An 18894-nucleotide genomic window follows, 5' to 3' on the forward strand; every position below is an offset into this window, starting at 1 on the left:
CAGTTATAGCGTGCTAAGTATTTAACTTTTTCACTGATAAGAATAAAAACCAGGAGGAATGATGCAATTTATTACCCTCGGAAAAACCGATCTCAAGGTTTCGCGCCTGTGTCTCGGCTGCATGACGTTTGGCGAACCGGATCGCGGCACACACGCCTGGACATTGCCCGAAGAGAGCAGCCGCCCGATCATCAGACAGGCGTTGGATGCGGGGATTAACTTCTTCGATACCGCCAACAGTTATTCTGACGGCAGCAGCGAAGAAATTGTGGGCCGTGCCCTGCGCGATTTTGCCCAGCGCGACAACGTTGTGGTGGCGACCAAAGTCTATAATGCGGTAACCGGGCTGAAACCCGGTCTTTCTCGTGCTTCAATAATGCAATCCATTGACGACAGCCTGACGCGGCTCGGCATGGACTACGTTGACTTGCTACAAATTCACCGCTGGGACTACGAAACACCGATTGAGGAAACGCTTGAAGCACTCAATGACGTGGTCAAAGCCGGGAAAGCACGCTATATCGGGGCGTCATCCATGCATGCTCATCAATTCAAACAGGCGTTGGATGTCTCAGCAAAAAATGGCTGGGCGAGTTTTATTTCGATGCAGGATCAATACAACCTGATCCAGCGTGAGGAAGAAAATGAGATGCACCCGCTGTGCCTGCAGGAAAATATCGCCGTGCTGCCGTGGAGCCCGCTGGCACGAGGTAAATTGACCCGCCCGTGGGGTGAAACTACCGCCCGTTCAGTGTCGGATAAATTTGCCAGCCAACTCTATGACGCCACCGAAGCCGCCGATGCGAAAATCGCGGAACGCGTAGCAAAAGTGGCAGAAGATCACGGCGTGCCGCGCGCGCAGATAGCGCTGGCCTGGCTGCTGGCTAAACCGGCAGTGACAGCACCGATCATCGGTGCGTCGCGCGCAGAGCATCTTGACGATGCGATCGCAGCCTTACAGGTAAAACTGTCGCGAGAAGAGATCGCCGAACTGGAAATGGCCTATCAGCCACATGTTGCAACCGGCTTCCAGTAACACTTCCCCTTCGCTAACCAAAAATAAAAAGGGCGCTGAACGTACTGCATCAGCGCCCTTTCCTTATCTGGTCGTGATCAGAACAGGCCAAGTGGCCAGTGATGCCCCACCAGATAAATAATGCCTGCGGCAATAATACCGGCCACGACATCATCAATCATGATACCCATGCCGCCCTGCACGTTGCGATCAAACCAGCGGATCGGCCAGGGTTTCCAGATATCCAGAATACGGAATATCACAAAACCGGCCAGCACCCATTGCCAGTCATTGGTGGGCAACGCCATCAGCGTGATCCACATCCCGACAAACTCATCCCAGACAATGCTGCCATGGTCGTGTACGCGCATGTCTCTGGCCGTTTGACGACAAAGATAGACGCCAATACAGATGCTAAACATCACCACCAGTGAATAAACCTGCCACGGCAGATAAGTCAGCAGGATCCAGAAAGGAATGGCGGCAATCGAACCAGCCGTACCGGGGCCGACAGGAAATAAACCGCTGCCAAAACCGGTCGCCAGTAAATGCCACGGATTGCGTAAATCCAGACGCTTCTTCGCCGCAGCCATATCCTGCACGTGGTCGCCGGTTTTACCTTTGTAATTGGCCGGACGTTTTTTATGGCCGATAGGTTTTTGTTCGTTTGTCACAAGGTTTCTCCTGCAGCAAAGTGATCAAACCCGTGCCAGTCCAACTTAACCGGTGCGCCTGAACGCATAAACTTCATGCCTTCAGAAAGCGGGGCTATCTGGCCAACACAGGTAAAATCGACACCGAGATGGCTCAGCGCGACGTCCAATGCACCGCGATTGATTTCAGGAACCGTAAAGCAAAGTTCGTAGTCTTCACCCCCGGTCAACGCCCATTTCAGCGCTTGTTCTTTGTCCACACTGGCCAGCAGCGACTCAGACAGCGGCAGTGCATCGAGATCCAACCGGGCGCCACAGCCACTGGCGGTGAGCACATGCTGTAGATCAGAAATCAGGCCGTCGGAAATATCAATGGCAGACGTCGCGAGATCACGCAGTGCCTGCCCCTGAAGTATGCGCGGTGTCGGGCGCAAATGACGTTGCAGCAAGGTTTTACGGTACTGCGGGGAGCTAACCTCAAGCTTGTCGAGCAAAATCGCCAGACCAGCTGCGCTGTCACCGAGGGAGCCGGTGACAAAAATCCAGTCGCCTACGCCAGCCCCGGAGCGCGTTAGCGCCCGGTCCATCGGGATAAGGCCCTGAATGGTGAGAGTCATGCTTAGCGGACCGCGGGTAGTGTCACCACCAATCAGCTGCATACCGTAATAATTCAGTTGTTCAAACAGGCTGTCACTGAAGGCTTCAAGCCAGTCAGTGTTCACTTCGGGTAAGGTCAGCGCCAGAGAAACCCAGGCAGGGTCAGCGCCCATAGCAGCCAGATCGCTAAGGTTCACCGCCAACGCCTTGTAGCCAAGGTCTGCCGGATCAATTGTCTTGAGGAAGTGGATGCCTTCTACCAGGGTATCGGTGCTTACTGCCAATAACTGCTTTTCTGCCACAGTCAGCAAGGCGCAATCATCGCCAATGCCTAACTGTACATCCCGGCGTGCTGTTCTATACCGGTTAAAATAGCGCGCTATTAAATCAAATTCGCCGCATGCCATAGTACAATTCCAGATCGAGTGCTCCAAATCATTCGGGGTACAGGAAGACGGCGACGAAGCGCATCCCGATGAACTTACTAAAGTAAGTGATTCGGGTAAGCGAGGAAGCCAACACACCTGCAACCTGAAGGATGAAGGAGATAGAATGAATTAAGGCCGGATATCCGGCCTTAACAGGTTAGTCAGCGCCTATGGTAAGCGATGTAACATCACACGATTATCAACGAGCAGTGTGACTAACACATTTTCAGTTACTTCTTATTCGTACGAATGTGTGGGCCTGCTTTATCCAGCACGCCGTTAACAAACTTGTGGCTATCTTCTGCGCCGAAGGTTTTCGCCAGTTCGATCGCTTCGTTGATGGCCACTTTATATGGGACGTCCTGACGTTTGCTCAGCTCAAACAGAGCCAGACGTAAAATCGCTCTTTCCACCTGACCCAGTTCTTCGAGTTGACGAGAGAGGTACGGAGCCATCAGCGCATCAAGTTTCTCAGCATTGGTAGCTACACCGGTCAGCAACTCGCGGAAATAGGTGATGTCGACATCTTTGACATCCTGCTCAGTCAAGAATTCTAATTCAACATCGGCGATGTCATTTTTCGACAACTGCCAGGAGTAAATTGCCTGTACGGCACATTCACGGGCGCGGCGACGAGCAGCAGGTTTCACGGATTTCCCCTTAACTAGATTCAGGCCTTAATAGCCTTGATAACATTAATCATTTCAAGCGCGGTCAGGGCTGCTTCAGCACCTTTATTACCGGCTTTTGTCCCTGCTCGTTCAATGGCTTGCTCAATACTTTCAGTCGTCAGCACACCAAACGCAACCGGGATCTCGCTGCTCATGGCAACGCTGGACAGGCCAGAACTGCATTCACCAGCAACGAATTCGAAATGGGCAGTGCCCCCACGGATGACAGTACCCAGTGCGATCACGGCATCGTATTTGCCGCTGTTCGCCAGTACACGGGTAGCCAAAGGCAGTTCATAAGCGCCTGGGACCCATACAACGGTGATGTTGTCGTCGCTAACCTGACCGATACGTTTCAAGGCATCAATGGCGCCAGAAAGCAGGCTGTCGTTGATGAAATTGTTGAAACGGGCAATAGCGATTGCTACGCGCGCGTTCGGCGTGGCTACAACACCTTCGATAACGTTCATAGGTTTTCCTTTAAATGGGTTCAAGAGTTCAGCGTTTAACAACCCCAGCCTGGCCCAGCCGCAGGGGGGCGGATTCTATCATATTATTCTCTTGTCTGGACATGCGATTTATAAACCCATGTCAATCACAAGGATATCACCGGCGAGGCAATGTCCACCGGCTCTTTATTCAGTACCGTTTCAGTAGGAGGGTTTCAGACGCAGACGCAGATCCGCCCCGACTTGCCGCACGTCGCTGAGGGTGAATTGTGGCGCATCGGACAGGCTTTGCAAGCCGGGGAGCACGCAAAGCGCACGGCCATTTTCACCGAGTAATTTCGGCGCCATATAAACAATCAGCTCATCGACCAGCCCGGCCTGTAACAGCGCGCCAGCTAGCTCAGCACCGGCCTCAACCCACACCGAGTTCACCTGCCGTTTAGCCAGCATCATCATCATCAGGACCAGATCGACACGGTTGTCACGCCCCGGCACCACCCATTGCTGAGTGGCTTCAGGCCAGTCCTGCGTATCCGCCTGTAAACGGGCCAGCCAGGTCTCCCCCGCTTGATTCACCAGCTTATGCTGCGGCGTCACGCGGTTTTGGCTGTCGATAACAATGCGCAGTGGTTGGCGCAGATTCTCCTGCGGATAGCGTGCCTGGGTATCGCTGTCGAATTCGCTCCAGCGCACATTGAGGGAGGGATCATCTGCCAGAACCGTGGCGCTGGAGCTGAGGACAGCCGAGCTTTGGGCGCGAAAGCGCTGAACGTCCGCGCGGGCGGCGGCTGAGGTGATCCACTGGCTTTCACCGGACGCCATCGCAGTACGACCATCGAGCGAAGCGGCCATTTTCAATTGCACATAGGGAAAACCAGTGCGCATACGCTTAAGGAAACCCAGGTTTACTGCTTCGGCTTCGCTGTGCATCAGCCCGTGGCTGACCTCAATACCGGCCTGTTTAAGACGATAAAGTCCGCGCCCCGCCACTTCTGGATTGGGGTCCTGCATGGAGGCCACAACCCGTGTGACACCTGCACTAATCAGTGCATCAGCGCAAGGCGGCGTGCGGCCATGGTGACTGCACGGTTCGAGCGTGACATACGCCGTTGCGCCCTTTGCGCGGTCACCGGCCATGCGCAGTGCATGAACTTCCGCGTGAGGTTCTCCCGCACGCAGATGGTAGCCTTCGCCAACAATCTCGCCGTCACGGACAATCACACACCCGACGTTAGGATTAGGGGTCGTGGTGAAGCGCCCCCGGCGCGCCAGTTCAAACGCGCGCGCCATGTATTCTTCATCTGCATGCAACTGTTCAGCGGGCATAACGTTCCTTAATCTTGCAGGCGGGCGATCTCTTCACCAAACTCGCGAATATCTTCAAAACTGCGGTATACCGAAGCAAACCGAATGTAGGCGACTTTATCCAGCCCTTTGAGTGCATCCATTACCAGGTTGCCGATCATTTTGGCCGGAACTTCCCGCTCCCCCGTAGCACGCAGTTGCGATTTGATATGGCTGATGGCCATTTCGACGTCATCAGAACTGACCGGGCGCTTTTCCAGTGCTTTCAGGAAACCGCGGCGCAGTTTGTCTTCATTAAAAGGCTCACGAACGTCATTACTTTTAATGACTCGCGGCATCACTAATTCAGCCACTTCAAAAGTGGTGAAGCGTTCATGACACACCAGGCACTGGCGACGGCGGCGAACTTGTGATCCATCGCCAACCAGGCGGGAATCGATGACTTTCGTATCAACAGCAGCACAAAATGGGCAATGCATAGCACTTCCTGATGGCGGACCCGATTGACCCCTAGTTTAGCGCGAAGTGACACGACAACAAAGGCTGTCGCTACTTTGGCAGACATCGGGTTAAACTTAGCCACCCGTCAGAGGGGGCAGCGAGCATTCGCAGCACCCTCTCTATGACTTTATATGCCCTGACGGATGAACAATAACAGGGCAGCAGAAAAGGAAATCACTGACATGACAAGATATTTTGGCGCAGCATTTGCCGTTTCGGCTCTGCTGGCACTGGCTGGTTGCGCACAGCAAAATCCGCAATTGCCTGAACTGAAAACCGAAGTCAGCCAGTTAAATCAGAAATTACAGCACCTGACCGATTTAGCCAGCGCACTGGAGCAACAGACCACCCTTAACCGCCAGTCAAACAATGGCTTGTACTTGTTGCCTGCCGCCAAGAGTGCTGCGGTGCTAAAAAGTGACATCGGTGAGTTAAGTGTATCCCTGACTAACATCATGCCGGACGCCAGCGGTGTGCAGGGTATTTTGCATATTAAAGCTCTGTCCGGCCAGCCGTTACCGATGTTCACGGCCTCCGTTGACTGGGGGCAAATGGATCCGGTAACCGGTAAACCGCTCACCGTAGATATGCAAACGCAGAACATTACTAGTTCTCCAACCCTGCTGCCAAGCGCTGAGCAAACGCTGGATATTAGTTTGCGTAATATTCGCGTTGAAACCCTGGGCTTTATCCGCTTGCATCATATTACCGCCGTCCCTGAGCCAGCACCGCAGGTGGTCACTCAGCCCTGAGCGGCCTTAACGTTGACATAAAAAAACCGACGGCATAAATGACGTCGGTTTTTTTTATTCAGTCAGATATTAATTTCTCATAAGAACATAGGGCTGGTAGTGACCCTGCAAACTGCCAAGAAACGCCACAATATCATCCACATCTTGTTGTGACGGTGTTTCGCCAACCTGATACACCATCATCTGCTTCACGGCCTCGTCCAGCGTTGCAACATCTCCCCGGTGGAAATACGGAGCGGTCAGGGTAACGTTCCGCAGCGTTGGGACTTTCTGGCGAAAACGGTCGCGCTCGTTTTTAGTCACATTCAGACGGCCAATATCTGCATCTGTTATCTCAGCGTTAAAGTAATCCTTCCTGAGGCCAAGCGGCTCATAAGACTGACCTCCCAGGGTTTTACCAGTATGGCAAGTAGCACATTTATTCTGTTTGAAGAGCTGATACCCATGCGCCTGCTGAGTGATGATGGCATGTTCATCACCGCGCAGGTAGAGGTCAAACGGACTGTCCGGCGTCAGCAAGGTTTTTTCAAACTCACTGATGGCGTCGGTGATGGTTGAGGCCGTTAAGCCCTGCGGATAACTTTCGAAAAACTTCGCCTTCAGCCCTGCATCCTGGTCAAGTTTGGCTATGATCTCATCCCATGACGCGGATCCCATCTCTTTAGGATTGAGCGGCGGCCCACCGGCCTGAGCCTGCAAATCACCGGCACGACCGTCCCAGAACTGCTGATGATTAAACGCGGCGTTAAATACTGTTGGCGCATTGATAGGCCCCGTTTGCCCTCTTATTCCGATCGATGTTTTCCGGCTATCAACGCCCCCGGAAGCCAGTGCATGGCAGCTGGCACAAGAAACCGTACCATCGCCGGAAAGTCGGGGGTCATGAAACAGACGTGTTCCCAACGCCACCTTATTGCCATCCACGCTCAGCGAATTAGGCAGAATTTGTACAGGTTCATTCTGCCATTTTACCGCTCCCCCCGGCGTGCTGTAGTAGGTTTGGCGCTGATATTTTACCCAACCGAGTATGTCGTCACGCTCTGCCTGGGTCATTTTTCCCGCCCAGTGCAGCGCGGTATAGCGCGTCGGAGGCATTGCGTTGTACTGCATCACCCATTCGATCTTCGCCAGATCGGCCTCGGGGGCAGCCGTCCCTTCCAGCAGACTCTTGCGGATCGGCTGCAGGTCAAAGAGTTTGGTGCCGGTACGGATGTCGTAATCCATCAGTTGTTTGGCAACCGGCAGAGAGGCATAAAAAGGTAAAGGCGTGGAAGGTGTATGGCAGTAGTCACACCCTTTTTGATTGAGCGTTTTCAGGATCTTGGCATTTTCAGGCGTGAGTCCCGCCGCCGGGGATACACCACTACGTTGCGTGTCGAAATGATAAACATAGACGACAGTGCCCAGATAGCACAAGCCTCCGGCCAAAACGGCACCCGCTATGATTTTCTTAGTTTTTGTCATGAAATTTCCCTATCCAGATAACTTCCCGATAGCCTGCCGCAGCAGGCTATATTTTTCCGTTGAATTTCCGGCAAGTTATAATGAGGACGGGCAGACAGGCAAAGATTGATTAACGTCAAATAGCGCGGTGTCCATTACCTATCGCTGTAATAGAATTCAACGATTAATCATTAAATTAGCGGATTAGCAGGTATAAAAAAGCCCCGCAGTGCGGGGCTTTTAGTGACTCACGTCAGAACAACTTAAGGCAGAATTGAAGGCTGATCTGCGCCCTCTTTCTCGACTTTCTGTTGCAACATGTGTTCGCGTCTCATCCCGAGTTTCAGGGCCAGCGCGGACGCCACGTAGATTGACGAAGCAGTACCAATCGACACCCCAATCAACATGGTCAGTGAGAAGCCACGTAACATTGCACCACCAAACAGATACAACATCAGGATCACGACTAACGTCGTACCGGATGTGATTAATGTTCTGTGCAACGTCTGGGTCAACGACACGTTAAAGATTTCGTAAGGTGTCCCGCGACGGATCTTGCGGAAGTTCTCACGAATACGGTCCGATACCACGATGCTGTCGTTAAGCGAGTAACCGATAACCGACATCAACGAAGCGACAATGGTCAAGTCAACCTCGATATGGAACAACGAGATAACGCCCATGGTGATCACAACGTCGTGAGCAAGCGAGATAACAACACCTGCGGCCAAACGCCACTCGAAGCGGAAACCGACGTAAAGCAGGATAGCGATCAACGCCACTAACAGCGCCATAGCACCGTTCTGCGCCAAATCGGCCCCTACGCTCGGCCCAACGAACTCGATGCGTTTCACCTGGGCATTCTGGCTGGTCGTTTCGTTAATCACGCTAAGAACTTTGGTACCCAGAACCTGGCCGCCTGTTTCACCCTTAGTCGGTGGCATGCGTACCATGATGTCACGGCTGCTACCAAAGTTCTGTACCAGCGGTTCTGCGAATCCTGCTTTCTCAAGCGCTGCGCGCATCACGTCCAAATCCGCAGGTTTTTCCAGCGAGATTTCGATGACTGTACCGCCAGTGAAATCCAGACCCCAGTTGAAACCTTTCACACCGATAATGGCGATAGAAAGGATCAACAGGAAACCGGAGATACCGAAAGCCCAGTAATCCCAGCGCATAAAGTCATAGACTCTACGGCCATGGTTTAATTGTTCAACAGTATATTCCTGTGCCACAACGCACTCCTCAGATAGACAGCTTTTTGATGCGCTTGCCGCCGTACAACAGGTTTACGATGGCACGGGTACCGATGATTGCGGTAAACATTGACGTCGCTACACCAATACCGGTTGTAATCGCAAAGCCTTTAATTGCCCCGGTGCCGACGGCATACAGGATGATGACCTTGATTAGCGTCGTAACGTTGGCATCAAAGATGGAGCTGAACGCGCCTTTGTACCCTTCCTCAATGGCCTGCTGTATTGAACGTCCGTTACTAAGTTCTTCCTTAATACGTTCGTTGATCAGCACGTTGGCATCAACCGCTACCGCAAGGGTTAATACGATACCCGCAATACCCGGCATGGTGAGCGTCGCCCCTGGTATCAGAGACATGATCCCAACAATAAGCACCAGGTTAGCAATCAGCGCAGAGGTCGCAATCAGGCCAAACTTCTTATAGAAGAACAGCATGAAGATAATTGAGACCGCAAGTCCTGCCAGACAGGCTTCCAGACCTTGCTTGATGTTTTCCATACCCAAGGTCGGACCGATAGTACGTTCTTCAACAATCTGAATTGGCGCAATCAGGGCACCAGCGCGCAGCAGCAGAGAGAGCTGACGGGCTTCATTCGGATCATTAACGCCGGTAATACGGAAGCTGTTACCCAGACGTGACTGAATCGTCGCCACGTTGATCACTTCTTCCTGCTTAGCCAGAATCGAACGACCGTTGGCATCTTTATTACCGCTGTCTTTGTACTCCACAAACAGGGTCGCCATCGGTTTACCGATGTTGTCCTTGGTGAAGTTAGACATGGCGTTGCCGCCTGCGCTGTCAAGGGAGATGTTAACCTGCGGCTGGTTGTACTCGTCCATGTTGGACGTTGAGTCAGTGATATGATCGCCGGTCAGGATCACGCGCTTGTACAAGACAACCGGGCGACCTTCACGGGTATTTTTCACTTCGCTGTCACCCGGCACGCGGCCAGATGCTGCAGCAGTGGCATCAACGTTGGTATTAACCAGACGGAATTCCAATGTCGCCGTCGCACCTAAAATTTCTTTAGCGCGTGCTGTGTCCTGAATACCAGGCAGTTCAACGACGATGCGGTCAGCACCCTGACGCTGTACCAGTGGCTCAGCGACACCCAACTGGTTCACACGGTTACGCAGAATATTGATGTTCTGCTGAACAGCGTATTCACGGGCTTCGTTCAGACGCTCATCGGTCATCACAACGCGTGCAGCGTTACTACCGCTGGCACTGATCACCAAATCACGGTGGCGTGGAGAGAGATAGCTGATGGCACTGTCACGGGTCGCGGCATCACGGAAAGTGACTTCAGTACCGTAATTGTCGATTTTACGCACCGTCGCGTAAGGAATATTTTTCTCGCGCAAATCGCTACGCATGTTGTCCATGGTCTGCTCTTGCAGCTTGCTCAGTGCGGTATCCATGTCAACTTCCATCAGGAAGTGCACACCACCACGCAGGTCAAGACCGAGCTTCATCGGCTCAGCACCCATCATGCTTAACCATCGCGGCGTTGCCGGCGCAAGGTTAAGTGCAATAACAAATTTGTCGCCCAGGGCGCTGGTGAGGGCTTCGCGTGCGCGCAGCTGTACATCAGTGTCTTTAAAGCGGGCAAGGATCTGACCATTTTCCAGGGCAATAGATTTGCTCTGGATCTTGTCTTGATCTAATACGTTTTTGACTTGGTCCAGCGTTGCAACACTGGCGTCGGAGCCCCGAGCGCCAGTAATTTGAACAGCCGGATCCTCACCATAAAGGTTGGGAAGTGCATATAGCAGACCGACGATGATCACAACGATCAGCATCAGATACTTCCACAAAGGATAACGGTTTAACACGGCAGTTCCCTTCGGGAAAATCGAAAATTAAAGAGCCTTCATCGTACCTTTCGGCAGAACGGCAGCCACGAAGTCACGCTTGATCATCACTTCAGTGGTGTCATTCAGCGCGATAACAACATAACCGGTTTCGGCTACTTTGCTTACGCGACCGATCAGACCACCGGTGGTCATCACTTCGTCACCTTTACCGATGGAGTCCATCAGTTTTTTGTGTTCTTTAGAGCGTTTCTGTTGCGGGCGCAGGATCATGAAATAGAAAATCAGACCAAATACCACCAGCATGATGACCAGAGAGTAAGGACTTCCCTGTGACGGTGCGCCGGAAGCAGCGACTGCATCGGAAATGAAAAGACTCATTTAAATTCCCTCATTGTTGTTATGAAACATGACGATAAGCCGCCTGTTTCTGTTGAATCGACGCGTTTAAAAGCACCGCCAAAATGGCGACGCCAGGTAAATTGTTGACATCAGCTTGTGATATCAAAAATCTGCTATCAGAACGTGGTTTTCCAAAACTTTTACGAATCAGAAGTTTAGAGGCGGAACCTCTTTCCCTTTACCCTCGTAGAAGTCTTTTACAAACAGCTCTAATTTACCCTCTTCAATGGCCTGGCGTAAACCCGCCATCAAACGCTGGTAATAACGCAGATTATGAATAGTATTCAAACGTGCACCCAGTATTTCGTTGCAACGGTCGAGATGATGCAAGTAGGCACGGCTATAATTGCGGCACGTGTAACAGTCACAATGCTCATCAAGGGTCGTGGTGTCGTCTTTATATCGGGCATTACGGATTTTCACGATGCCATCGGTGACGAACAAGTGGCCGTTGCGCGCATTACGCGTTGGCATAACACAGTCAAACATGTCTACGCCACGACGCACGCCTTCGACCAAATCTTCAGGTTTCCCGACACCCATCAGATAACGCGGTTTGTCTTCTGGGATCTGCGGGCAGACATGCTCAAGAATGCGGTGCATGTCCTCTTTCGGCTCGCCCACTGCCAGGCCGCCCACAGCGTAACCATCAAAGCCGATATCTACCAGCCCTTTTAATGATACATCTCGTAAATCTTCGTAAACACTGCCCTGAATAATTCCGAACAAAGCATTCTTATTATTCAATTCGTTGTGACGATCACGGCTGCGTTTTGCCCAGCGCAGTGACATCTCCATCGAACGCTTGGCGTAATCCCAGTCAGCAGGGTATGGCGTACATTCATCAAAGATCATCACGATGTCAGAACCGAGATCATTTTGGATCTCCATCGACTTTTCAGGGCTGAGGAACACCGGATCGCCGTTGATCGGGTTGCGGAAATGCACGCCCTCTTCTTTGATCTTACGCATCGCGCCCAGGCTGAATACCTGGAAGCCGCCTGAATCGGTGAGGATCGGGCCATGCCAGTTCATGAAATCATGCAGATCGCCATGTAACTTCATGATCTCCTGACCTGGGCGCAACCACAGGTGGAAAGTGTTGCCGAGCAGGATCTGCGCGCCAGTCTCTTTCACTTCTTCCGGCGTCATACCTTTTACCGTGCCGTAAGTACCAACAGGCATAAAGGCAGGGGTTTCAACCACGCCACGTTCGAAAACCAGACGTCCGCGACGCGCGCGGCCATCGGTGGTGCTTAATTCGTACTTCACATTGCCTCCAGCATCAGAGAAACAGTCTGATGAGGTTTACTCCGCGACACTATGCGCGGAAAAATTAAGCCCAAATGTACCGAGTACGTCCGGGCCGGTGATCACTGGCTGACCACTTCAAGCGGTGCCAGAGGATTACGGTTGATGAACATCGCATCACCGTAACTAAAGAAGCGGTACTGCTCAACCACCGCCTGATGGTACGCATTCATCGTGTTTTTATATCCGGCAAACGCGGATACCAGCATGATTAACGTCGATTCAGGCAGGTGGAAATTAGTGATCAGGGCATCAATCACCTGATAATGATAGCCGGGATAAATGAAAATTTTAGTATCGCCAAAGAATGGCGCAATCAATGCATTCTCTGCGGCTTTGGCTGCACTTTCCAGTGAGCGCACAGATGTAGTGCCCACGGCGACAACCCGCTTGCCACGGGCTTTACAGGCCAGCACCGCATCCACCACGTCCTGAGGCACTTCGGCATACTCCGCGTGCATCACATGTTCTTCGATAGTCTCTACTCTCACCGGCTGGAAGGTGCCGGCACCCACGTGCAGCGTCACAAAAGCAAACTCAACACCCTTCTCTTTCAGGGCATCCATCAGCGGTTGGTCGAAGTGCAGACCGGCGGTCGGTGCGGCGACAGCGCCGAGACGCTCGCTGTAAACCGTCTGGTATAACTCACGGTCAGCGTCTTCATCAGGGCGATCGATATAAGGAGGCAACGGCATATGGCCGATTTCATCAAGCAACGTGAAGACATCGCGATCTTCATTAAATTCGAGTTCAAACAGCGTGTCGTGGCGTGCCACCATAGTGGCTTTAATATTTTCGTTATCGCCTAACAGCAGTTCTGCGCCCGGTTTGGGCGATTTTGAGGCCCGAACGTGCGCCAGAATGCGTTTAGTATCGAGCACGCGTTCGACCAGGACTTCAATTTTACCGCCGCTGGCTTTACGGCCAAACACGCGTGCAGGGATAACCCGGGTATTGTTGAAGACCAGCAGATCACCCGCCTCCAGTTTGTCGAGCAGGTCCGTAAAAATGCCGTGCGTCAGTTCGCCGGTCGGTCCATCCAGCGACAACAAACGGCAGCCGCTGCGCTGGGTCTGCGGATAGCGGGCAATCAGGGACTCGGGGAGTTCAAAAGAAAAATCGGCAACGCGCATGGCTTTTCACTTCACTTAACGGACAAAAACAGGCGGCTTAGTCTAGAGGTCCGGGCCTTTTGCTGCAAGCTTCTACCGTAATTAAGCGGGCGGCAAACGTGTCCTTTGTCATGTTTTCCGCGCTATAATGCCGGAATGAATTTTTTAGCTCATCTCCACCTGGCCTCACTGGCCAACAGCTCACTGCTGGGTAACCTGCTGGCTGACTTCGTACGTGGCAATCCCGAAGGGCTTTATTCTGACACCATTGTCAGCGGGATCCGCATGCACCGCCGGGTTGACGTTATGACCGACAGCCTGCCGGAAGTCAAAATCGCCCGCAGCTATTTCCGTGAAGAGTTTCGCCGCGTCGCCCCCATCACACTTGATGTGATGTGGGATCACTTCCTGTCACGCCACTGGGACATGCTGGTGCCAAATATTTCACTGGAAGAGTTTATCGGCCATTGTCAGTTGGAAATTGAGCCGCAGTTACCGCACATGCCTGAGCGCTTTCAAAATCTGAATGCCTGGTTGTGGCCAGACCGCTGGATGCAACGCTATGCCGCCCTGCCGTTTATCAGCCAGGTATTAAAGGGGATGGCGTCACGTCGGCCTAAACTTAGCGCACTGTCAGGTTCTTTCCATGACCTTGAACTGAACTATGACGCACTCGAACAACTTTTCTGGCAGTTTTATCCGCAAATGATGCAACAGGCGATAAAACAACAGATCTGACTCACCGCCTGAAATAGTGTGAGGCAGGACGCAATTCCATGCAATTCAGTCGGTTATTCATAGATTAAACTGGGATCTGACTCACAGACTGATAGCCAGATACTATCTGATTGATTGGTCTGATGGGGTTTATTCGCTTGTCTTCAGCCCCTATACTAGCTAGCGAATTATACATCCTATTCTCTTACCTACTATAAAGGAGTTCTTATGGTCCTGGTAACTCGTCCAGCCCCAGATTTCACCGCAGCAGCAGTTCTTGGTAGCGGCGAAGTTGTTGAAAACTTCAACTTCAAAAAACACACTGCAGGCAAACCTACTGTTATTTTCTTCTGGCCAATGGACTTCACCTTCGTGTGTCCTTCTGAGCTGATCGCTTTTGATCACCGTTACGAAGAATTCCAGAAACGTGGCGTAGAAGTTGTAGGTGTTTCCTTCGACTCCGAATTCGTTCACAACGCATGGCGTAACACGCCGGTTGAGAAAGGCGGTATCGGTCCGGTTAAATACGCGATGGTCGCTGACATCAAACGCGAAATTCAGAAAGCCTACGGTATTGAACATCCGGACGCTGGCGTTGCACTGCGCGGCTCTTTCTTGATCGACAAAGAAGGCGTTGTTCGTCACCAGGTCGTTAACGACCTGCCACTGGGCCGTAACATCGACGAAATGCTGCGCATGGTTGATGCATTGCAGTTCCACGAAGAGCATGGCGAAGTGTGCCCGGCTCAGTGGGAAAAAGGCAAAAAAGGCATGGGCGCATCTCCAGATGGCGTAGCTAAATACCTGTCTGAAAACGCTTCAAACCTGTAATCCTCTTTCGGATTTTAAGGTCAATAACGGTCAGCTTCGCTGGCCGTTTTTTTTACCTGCCCTCCAACTCCTTCACATATTCGTAACAAATCTCTGCGCCTTCCCCTGAATAAAAGCTACTCTCAATACGTCCTTTTGCCTGCTGTGCAACGCCTGAAGAACTGGCGCGTACCTTGCATAGATCCTCTGGGCGAAATGGACGCGATCGCCATCAAAAAAGCGTTATCACACAAGAGCCTGAAGGTTCTGATATTAAAATGACAGGGTAATAAACAGGAGTTTATATGTGGGTAATTCCATGGAAAAAATCGCTCATCGCGCTGGCCATGCTGTCCAGTGCACCGCTGTATGCGGCCTCTAACCCCGCAGTCGAAGCCAAAAACGGCATGGTGGTGACCTCACAATACCTGGCCTCACAAGTGGGCGTGGACATTCTGAAGATGGGCGGCAACGCCATTGATGCCGCCGTCGCCGTGGGCTATGCGCAGGCCGTGGTGAATCCGTGCTGTGGCAATATCGGCGGAGGCGGCTTTATGACCGTCCATCTGGCGGATGGCAAAGATACCTTTATCAACTTCCGCGAAACCGCACCGGCCGCAGCCAGCGCGGACATGTATCTCGACGCCGACGGCAAAGTGAAGAAAGACGCCAGTCTGTATGGCTACCTGGCCTCCGGCGTCCCCGGCACCGTGCTCGGCATGGATACCGTTCAGCGCGAGTACGGTAAGCTGACCCGCAAACAGGTGATGGCACCGGCCATTAAGCTGGCCCGCCAGGGCTTTGTTCTGACCCGCGCCGATACCGACATTCTCGATACCACCGTAAAACGCTTTAAACAAGACCCGGAAGCCGCACGTATTTTCCTGCGTAAAGATGGCACTGCCCTGCAACCGGGCGACAAACTGGTGCAAAAGGATCTGGCGAATACGCTTGAAGCCATATCTCAGCGCGGCCCGGATGCGTTTTATAAAGGCAAAATTCCTCAGGCAGTAGAGGCGGCTTCCAAGAAAGGGGGCGGGATTCTTACCGCTGCCGACTTCGCCAGCTATAAAGTCACCGAAACAGCACCCATAACCTGTAGCTATCGTGGCTATAAGTTTGTGTCAGCACCACCGCCGAGTTCAGGCGGTGTGACGATGTGTGAAATTCTTAATATCGTCGAAGGCTATGACCTGAAAAGCATGGGCTTCAACTCAGCGGCGTCTATCCACTATTTAACCGAAGCCATGCGTCACGCCTATATGGACCGTAATACCTATCTGGGTGACCCGGAATTCGTTAAAAACCCGATTGACCGCCTGGTCAGCAAAAGCTACGCGGAAGAAATTCGTAAAAAAATTGAAGCGGATAAAGCCACACCATCGGCTCAGGTTCAACCCGGGATGGAACCGCATGAAAAACCGGAAACCACCCATTACTCGATTGTTGATAAAATGGGCAATGCGGTCTCCACCACTTATACCGTTAACGGCCGCTTTGGTTCCGTAGTGATAGCCCCTGGCACTGGCTTCTTCCTCAATGACGAAATGGATGATTTCACGGTAAAAATTGGGGAGAAAAACCTCTATGGATTGGTACAGGGCAGCCGCAACTCTATCGCCCCCGGTAAGCGCCCACTTTCGTCGATGAGCCCGAGTTTAGTGACCAAAGACGGCAAAATCTTTATGGTGCTCGGCTCTCCGGGCGGTTCCCGCATCATCACCATTACGCTGCAAACCGCACTCAACGTCATCGACTATGGAATGCCACCACAGGAAGCGGTCGATGCACCGCGTATCCATCATCAGTGGTTGCCGGACGAAGTCTATTACGAGCAGCGCGGTGTCTCGGCTGACAGCCTGAATATTCTGGCCAAGATGGGATACAAAATGGTTGAACAGACCCCATGGGGCGCAGCAGAGCTGATTCTTGTCGGATTACCGGGCGCAGCTGGCGTAGTCTCAGCGAACTCGGGTAACGACTCGGCAGTATCAGGAAAAGTCCGTGAGGGCTATCTGTATGGCGCGAACGATGTACGCAGACCCGCGGGTGCGGCCATCGGCTATTAACCCTCATCCTTAAAGTTGTCTCTGCATTGGCTGCCTTGATACAACTCGAATGATTTTGGTTAACGGTAACTCATTAATAAAAAAGCCCCCGATATCGCAATGATATCGGGGGCTTTTCTTTACCCTAAGGTAAGTGCTTGCTTACGCCTGGTTGCTTAGCGCCAGTGCTTCTTTCTTACGATCGTTACGCAGCTTAAACGCGTAACCGACCAGCAGCACCACTACCCAGACCAAACCGACATAGAGAGATACGCGGGTATCCGGGAAGTAACCGATCAGGCCGATGATGAACACCAGGAAGAGGATGCCAAATACCGAAGTGTACATGCCGCCACGCAACGGAAATTCCAGCTCTTTAATCTGTTGTTTACTGAGTTTTCGGCGAAAACCAATCTGCGAGAATAGGATCATAATCCACACCCAGACGGTGGCGAACGTCGCCAGAGACGCAATCACCAGAAATACGTTGGAGGGCATAATGTAGTTAAGATAAACCGCAATCAGCAGTGCGCCCATCATCACCAAAACCGTGACCCACGGCGTCCCCAGACGTGACACCTTGCTGAACATTTTAGGCGCCTGCCCTTGTTCGGCCATCCCGTGCAGCATACGGCCAACGCCGAAAACGTCACTGTTAATGGCAGAAAGAGAGGCGGTGATCACCACGAAATTCAGAATACCCGCCGCCACGGTGATACCCATATGCTGGAACGTCAACACGAACGGACTGCCTTGCGTGCCCACCTGATCCCACGGGAAAATCGACATAATCACAAACAGCGTCCCCACGTAGAACACCAGAATACGCAATGGAACAGAGTTAATCGCTTTAGGAATCGACTTCTTCGGATCTTCAGCTTCACCGGCGGTAATACCAATGATTTCAATGCCACCGTAGGCAAACATCACCAGTTGCAGCGAGAAAATCGTGCCCATAATCCCCTGACTGAAGAACCCACCGTGGCTCCACAGATTGTGAATGCCGGTCGCCTGCCCGCCGTTGCCGATGCCCCAGAAAATAATGCCAAAGCCCGCCACAATCATGATGATGATGGTAAAGACTTTGAAAAAGGAGAACCAAAATTCCAGTTCGCCGAAAACCCTGACGCTCACCAGATTAATCGCGCCGATAATCAGTACCACGCTCAGCACCCAGGTCCACTGCGGGACATCCGGGAACCAGACGCCCATGTAAATGCCGAACGCTGTCACGTCGGCAATCGCCACGATCAGGATTTCAAAACAGTAGGTCCAGCCGGTGATGTAACCCGCCATCGGCCCGAGATAATCTTGCGCGTAACGCGAGAAAGAGCCGCTCTGAGGATTGTTAACCGACATCTCACCCAGGGCGCGCATGATAATGAACGCGATAATCCCGCCGACCAGATAGGCCAGCAATACACTGGGACCGGCCATTTTGATGGCATCCGCCGAACCGTAAAACAGGCCCGTACCGATAGCCGAACCGAGGGCCATAAAGCGGATATGTCGGGTAGTCAGACCGCGCTTTAGCTTGGTTGCAGGCGGCTCTTTCTCAACAGACGTTTGCTCAACTGATTGCTGCATGTGAATTAATCCAATTCCTGT

18 protein-coding genes are annotated in these 18894 nt (G+C 52.3%); 5 read left to right on the forward strand and 13 right to left on the reverse strand.

Annotated features, from left to right (window positions below):
• Positions 1-61 precede the first annotated feature (61 nt).
• Positions 62-1036 carry an aldo/keto reductase gene (locus EAH77_RS05025; protein WP_140470873.1) on the forward strand — a complete coding sequence of 325 codons (975 nt, stop codon included), beginning with the start codon at positions 62-64 and terminating at the stop codon, positions 1034-1036.
• A 77-nt stretch (positions 1037-1113) separates the two neighbouring features.
• On the opposite strand, the gene pgpA is transcribed toward EAH77_RS05025, so the two are convergent.
• The 6 genes from pgpA to nrdR all read right to left on the reverse strand — a co-directional run bounded on the left by pgpA (position 1114) and on the right by nrdR (position 5597).
• On the reverse strand, positions 1114-1608 hold the full coding sequence (gene pgpA, locus EAH77_RS05030; protein ID WP_140470874.1) for a phosphatidylglycerophosphatase A: 495 nt from the start codon (positions 1606-1608) through the stop codon (positions 1114-1116).
• 77 nt (positions 1609-1685) lie between these two features.
• Positions 1686-2672 carry a thiamine-phosphate kinase gene (gene thiL / locus EAH77_RS05035; RefSeq protein WP_140470704.1) on the reverse strand — a complete coding sequence of 329 codons (987 nt, stop codon included), beginning with the start codon at positions 2670-2672 and terminating at the stop codon, positions 1686-1688.
• A 251-nt stretch (positions 2673-2923) separates the two neighbouring features.
• Positions 2924-3343, reverse strand: coding sequence for a transcription antitermination factor NusB (nusB, locus tag EAH77_RS05040; protein WP_140470705.1), 420 nt, complete (start codon positions 3341-3343; stop codon positions 2924-2926).
• A gap of 20 nt (positions 3344-3363) precedes the next feature.
• A complete protein-coding gene (ribH, locus tag EAH77_RS05045; RefSeq protein ID WP_140470706.1) occupies positions 3364-3834 on the reverse strand; it encodes a 6,7-dimethyl-8-ribityllumazine synthase in 471 nt (156 codons plus the stop codon).
• Between the two features lie 180 nt (positions 3835-4014).
• A complete protein-coding gene (ribD, locus tag EAH77_RS05050; protein WP_140470875.1) occupies positions 4015-5124 on the reverse strand; it encodes a bifunctional diaminohydroxyphosphoribosylaminopyrimidine deaminase/5-amino-6-(5-phosphoribosylamino)uracil reductase RibD in 1110 nt (369 codons plus the stop codon).
• A 23-nt stretch (positions 5125-5147) separates the two neighbouring features.
• Positions 5148-5597, reverse strand: a complete 450-nt coding sequence (gene nrdR, locus EAH77_RS05055; protein ID WP_140470707.1) for a transcriptional regulator NrdR — start codon at positions 5595-5597, stop codon at positions 5148-5150.
• A 204-nt stretch (positions 5598-5801) separates the two neighbouring features.
• Here nrdR and EAH77_RS05060 point away from each other — a divergent pair, with 204 nt between their 5' ends.
• Positions 5802-6371, forward strand: coding sequence for a DUF3251 domain-containing protein (locus EAH77_RS05060; protein WP_140470708.1), 570 nt, complete (start codon positions 5802-5804; stop codon positions 6369-6371).
• 69 nt (positions 6372-6440) lie between these two features.
• Here EAH77_RS05060 and EAH77_RS05065 read toward each other — a convergent pair whose 3' ends face one another.
• From EAH77_RS05065 to queA, 6 genes are all read right to left on the reverse strand, one after another.
• Positions 6441-7835, reverse strand: a complete 1395-nt coding sequence (locus EAH77_RS05065; protein WP_140470709.1) for a cytochrome-c peroxidase — start codon at positions 7833-7835, stop codon at positions 6441-6443.
• Between the two features lie 242 nt (positions 7836-8077).
• Positions 8078-9049, reverse strand: coding sequence for a protein translocase subunit SecF (gene secF / locus EAH77_RS05070; RefSeq protein WP_140470710.1), 972 nt, complete (start codon positions 9047-9049; stop codon positions 8078-8080).
• 10 nt (positions 9050-9059) lie between these two features.
• On the reverse strand, positions 9060-10907 hold the full coding sequence (secD, locus tag EAH77_RS05075; protein ID WP_140470711.1) for a protein translocase subunit SecD: 1848 nt from the start codon (positions 10905-10907) through the stop codon (positions 9060-9062).
• A gap of 27 nt (positions 10908-10934) precedes the next feature.
• Entirely contained in the window at positions 10935-11267 is a 333-nt protein-coding gene (gene yajC / locus EAH77_RS05080) for a preprotein translocase subunit YajC (RefSeq protein ID WP_140470712.1), read from the reverse strand.
• Positions 11268-11435: 168 nt separating this feature from the next.
• Positions 11436-12560 carry a tRNA guanosine(34) transglycosylase Tgt gene (gene tgt / locus EAH77_RS05085; RefSeq protein WP_140470713.1) on the reverse strand — a complete coding sequence of 375 codons (1125 nt, stop codon included), beginning with the start codon at positions 12558-12560 and terminating at the stop codon, positions 11436-11438.
• Positions 12561-12661: 101 nt separating this feature from the next.
• A complete protein-coding gene (queA, locus tag EAH77_RS05090) occupies positions 12662-13732 on the reverse strand; it encodes a tRNA preQ1(34) S-adenosylmethionine ribosyltransferase-isomerase QueA (protein WP_140470714.1) in 1071 nt (356 codons plus the stop codon).
• 135 nt (positions 13733-13867) lie between these two features.
• On the opposite strand from queA, the gene EAH77_RS05095 reads away from it, so the two are divergent.
• The 3 genes from EAH77_RS05095 to ggt all read left to right on the forward strand — a co-directional run bounded on the left by EAH77_RS05095 (position 13868) and on the right by ggt (position 17307).
• Positions 13868-14449 (forward strand): ACP phosphodiesterase, encoded by a 582-nt coding sequence (locus tag EAH77_RS05095; protein ID WP_140470715.1) that lies wholly within the window; start codon positions 13868-13870, stop codon positions 14447-14449.
• A 207-nt stretch (positions 14450-14656) separates the two neighbouring features.
• On the forward strand, positions 14657-15259 hold the full coding sequence (locus EAH77_RS05100) for a peroxiredoxin C (RefSeq protein ID WP_101075463.1): 603 nt from the start codon (positions 14657-14659) through the stop codon (positions 15257-15259).
• A 284-nt stretch (positions 15260-15543) separates the two neighbouring features.
• The gene (ggt, locus tag EAH77_RS05105) at positions 15544-17307 is read left to right on the forward strand and encodes a gamma-glutamyltransferase (protein WP_140470716.1); all 1764 of its coding nucleotides are present in this window, start codon (positions 15544-15546) and stop codon (positions 17305-17307) included.
• Positions 17308-17448: 141 nt separating this feature from the next.
• On the opposite strand, the gene proY is transcribed toward ggt, so the two are convergent.
• Positions 17449-18873 carry a proline-specific permease ProY gene (proY, locus tag EAH77_RS05110; RefSeq protein WP_140470717.1) on the reverse strand — a complete coding sequence of 475 codons (1425 nt, stop codon included), beginning with the start codon at positions 18871-18873 and terminating at the stop codon, positions 17449-17451.
• Positions 18874-18894: the final 21 nt, after the last annotated feature.

The organism is Ewingella americana (genome assembly GCF_006438725.1).
GTDB lineage: Bacteria > Pseudomonadota > Gammaproteobacteria > Enterobacterales > Enterobacteriaceae > Ewingella > Ewingella americana_A.

Bases quoted from the DNA above. Each gene is read 5' to 3' on its own strand.
- EAH77_RS05025 (WP_140470873.1), top strand. From the start codon at position 62: ATGCAATTTATTACCCTCGGAAAAACCGATCTCAAGGTTTCGCGCCTG.
- pgpA (WP_140470874.1), bottom strand. From the start codon at position 1,608: ATGGCTGCGGCGAAGAAGCGTCTGGATTTACGCAATCCGTGGCATTTA.
- thiL (WP_140470704.1), bottom strand. From the start codon at position 2,672: ATGGCATGCGGCGAATTTGATTTAATAGCGCGCTATTTTAACCGGTAT.
- ribH (WP_140470706.1), bottom strand. From the start codon at position 3,834: ATGAACGTTATCGAAGGTGTTGTAGCCACGCCGAACGCGCGCGTAGCA.
- nrdR (WP_140470707.1), bottom strand. From the start codon at position 5,597: ATGCATTGCCCATTTTGTGCTGCTGTTGATACGAAAGTCATCGATTCC.
- EAH77_RS05060 (WP_140470708.1), top strand. From the start codon at position 5,802: ATGACAAGATATTTTGGCGCAGCATTTGCCGTTTCGGCTCTGCTGGCA.
- EAH77_RS05065 (WP_140470709.1), bottom strand. From the start codon at position 7,835: ATGACAAAAACTAAGAAAATCATAGCGGGTGCCGTTTTGGCCGGAGGC.
- yajC (WP_140470712.1), bottom strand. From the start codon at position 11,267: ATGAGTCTTTTCATTTCCGATGCAGTCGCTGCTTCCGGCGCACCGTCA.
- queA (WP_140470714.1), bottom strand. From the start codon at position 13,732: ATGCGCGTTGCCGATTTTTCTTTTGAACTCCCCGAGTCCCTGATTGCC.
- EAH77_RS05095 (WP_140470715.1), top strand. From the start codon at position 13,868: ATGAATTTTTTAGCTCATCTCCACCTGGCCTCACTGGCCAACAGCTCA.
- EAH77_RS05100 (WP_101075463.1), top strand. From the start codon at position 14,657: ATGGTCCTGGTAACTCGTCCAGCCCCAGATTTCACCGCAGCAGCAGTT.
- ggt (WP_140470716.1), top strand. From the start codon at position 15,544: ATGTGGGTAATTCCATGGAAAAAATCGCTCATCGCGCTGGCCATGCTG.
- proY (WP_140470717.1), bottom strand. From the start codon at position 18,873: ATGCAGCAATCAGTTGAGCAAACGTCTGTTGAGAAAGAGCCGCCTGCA.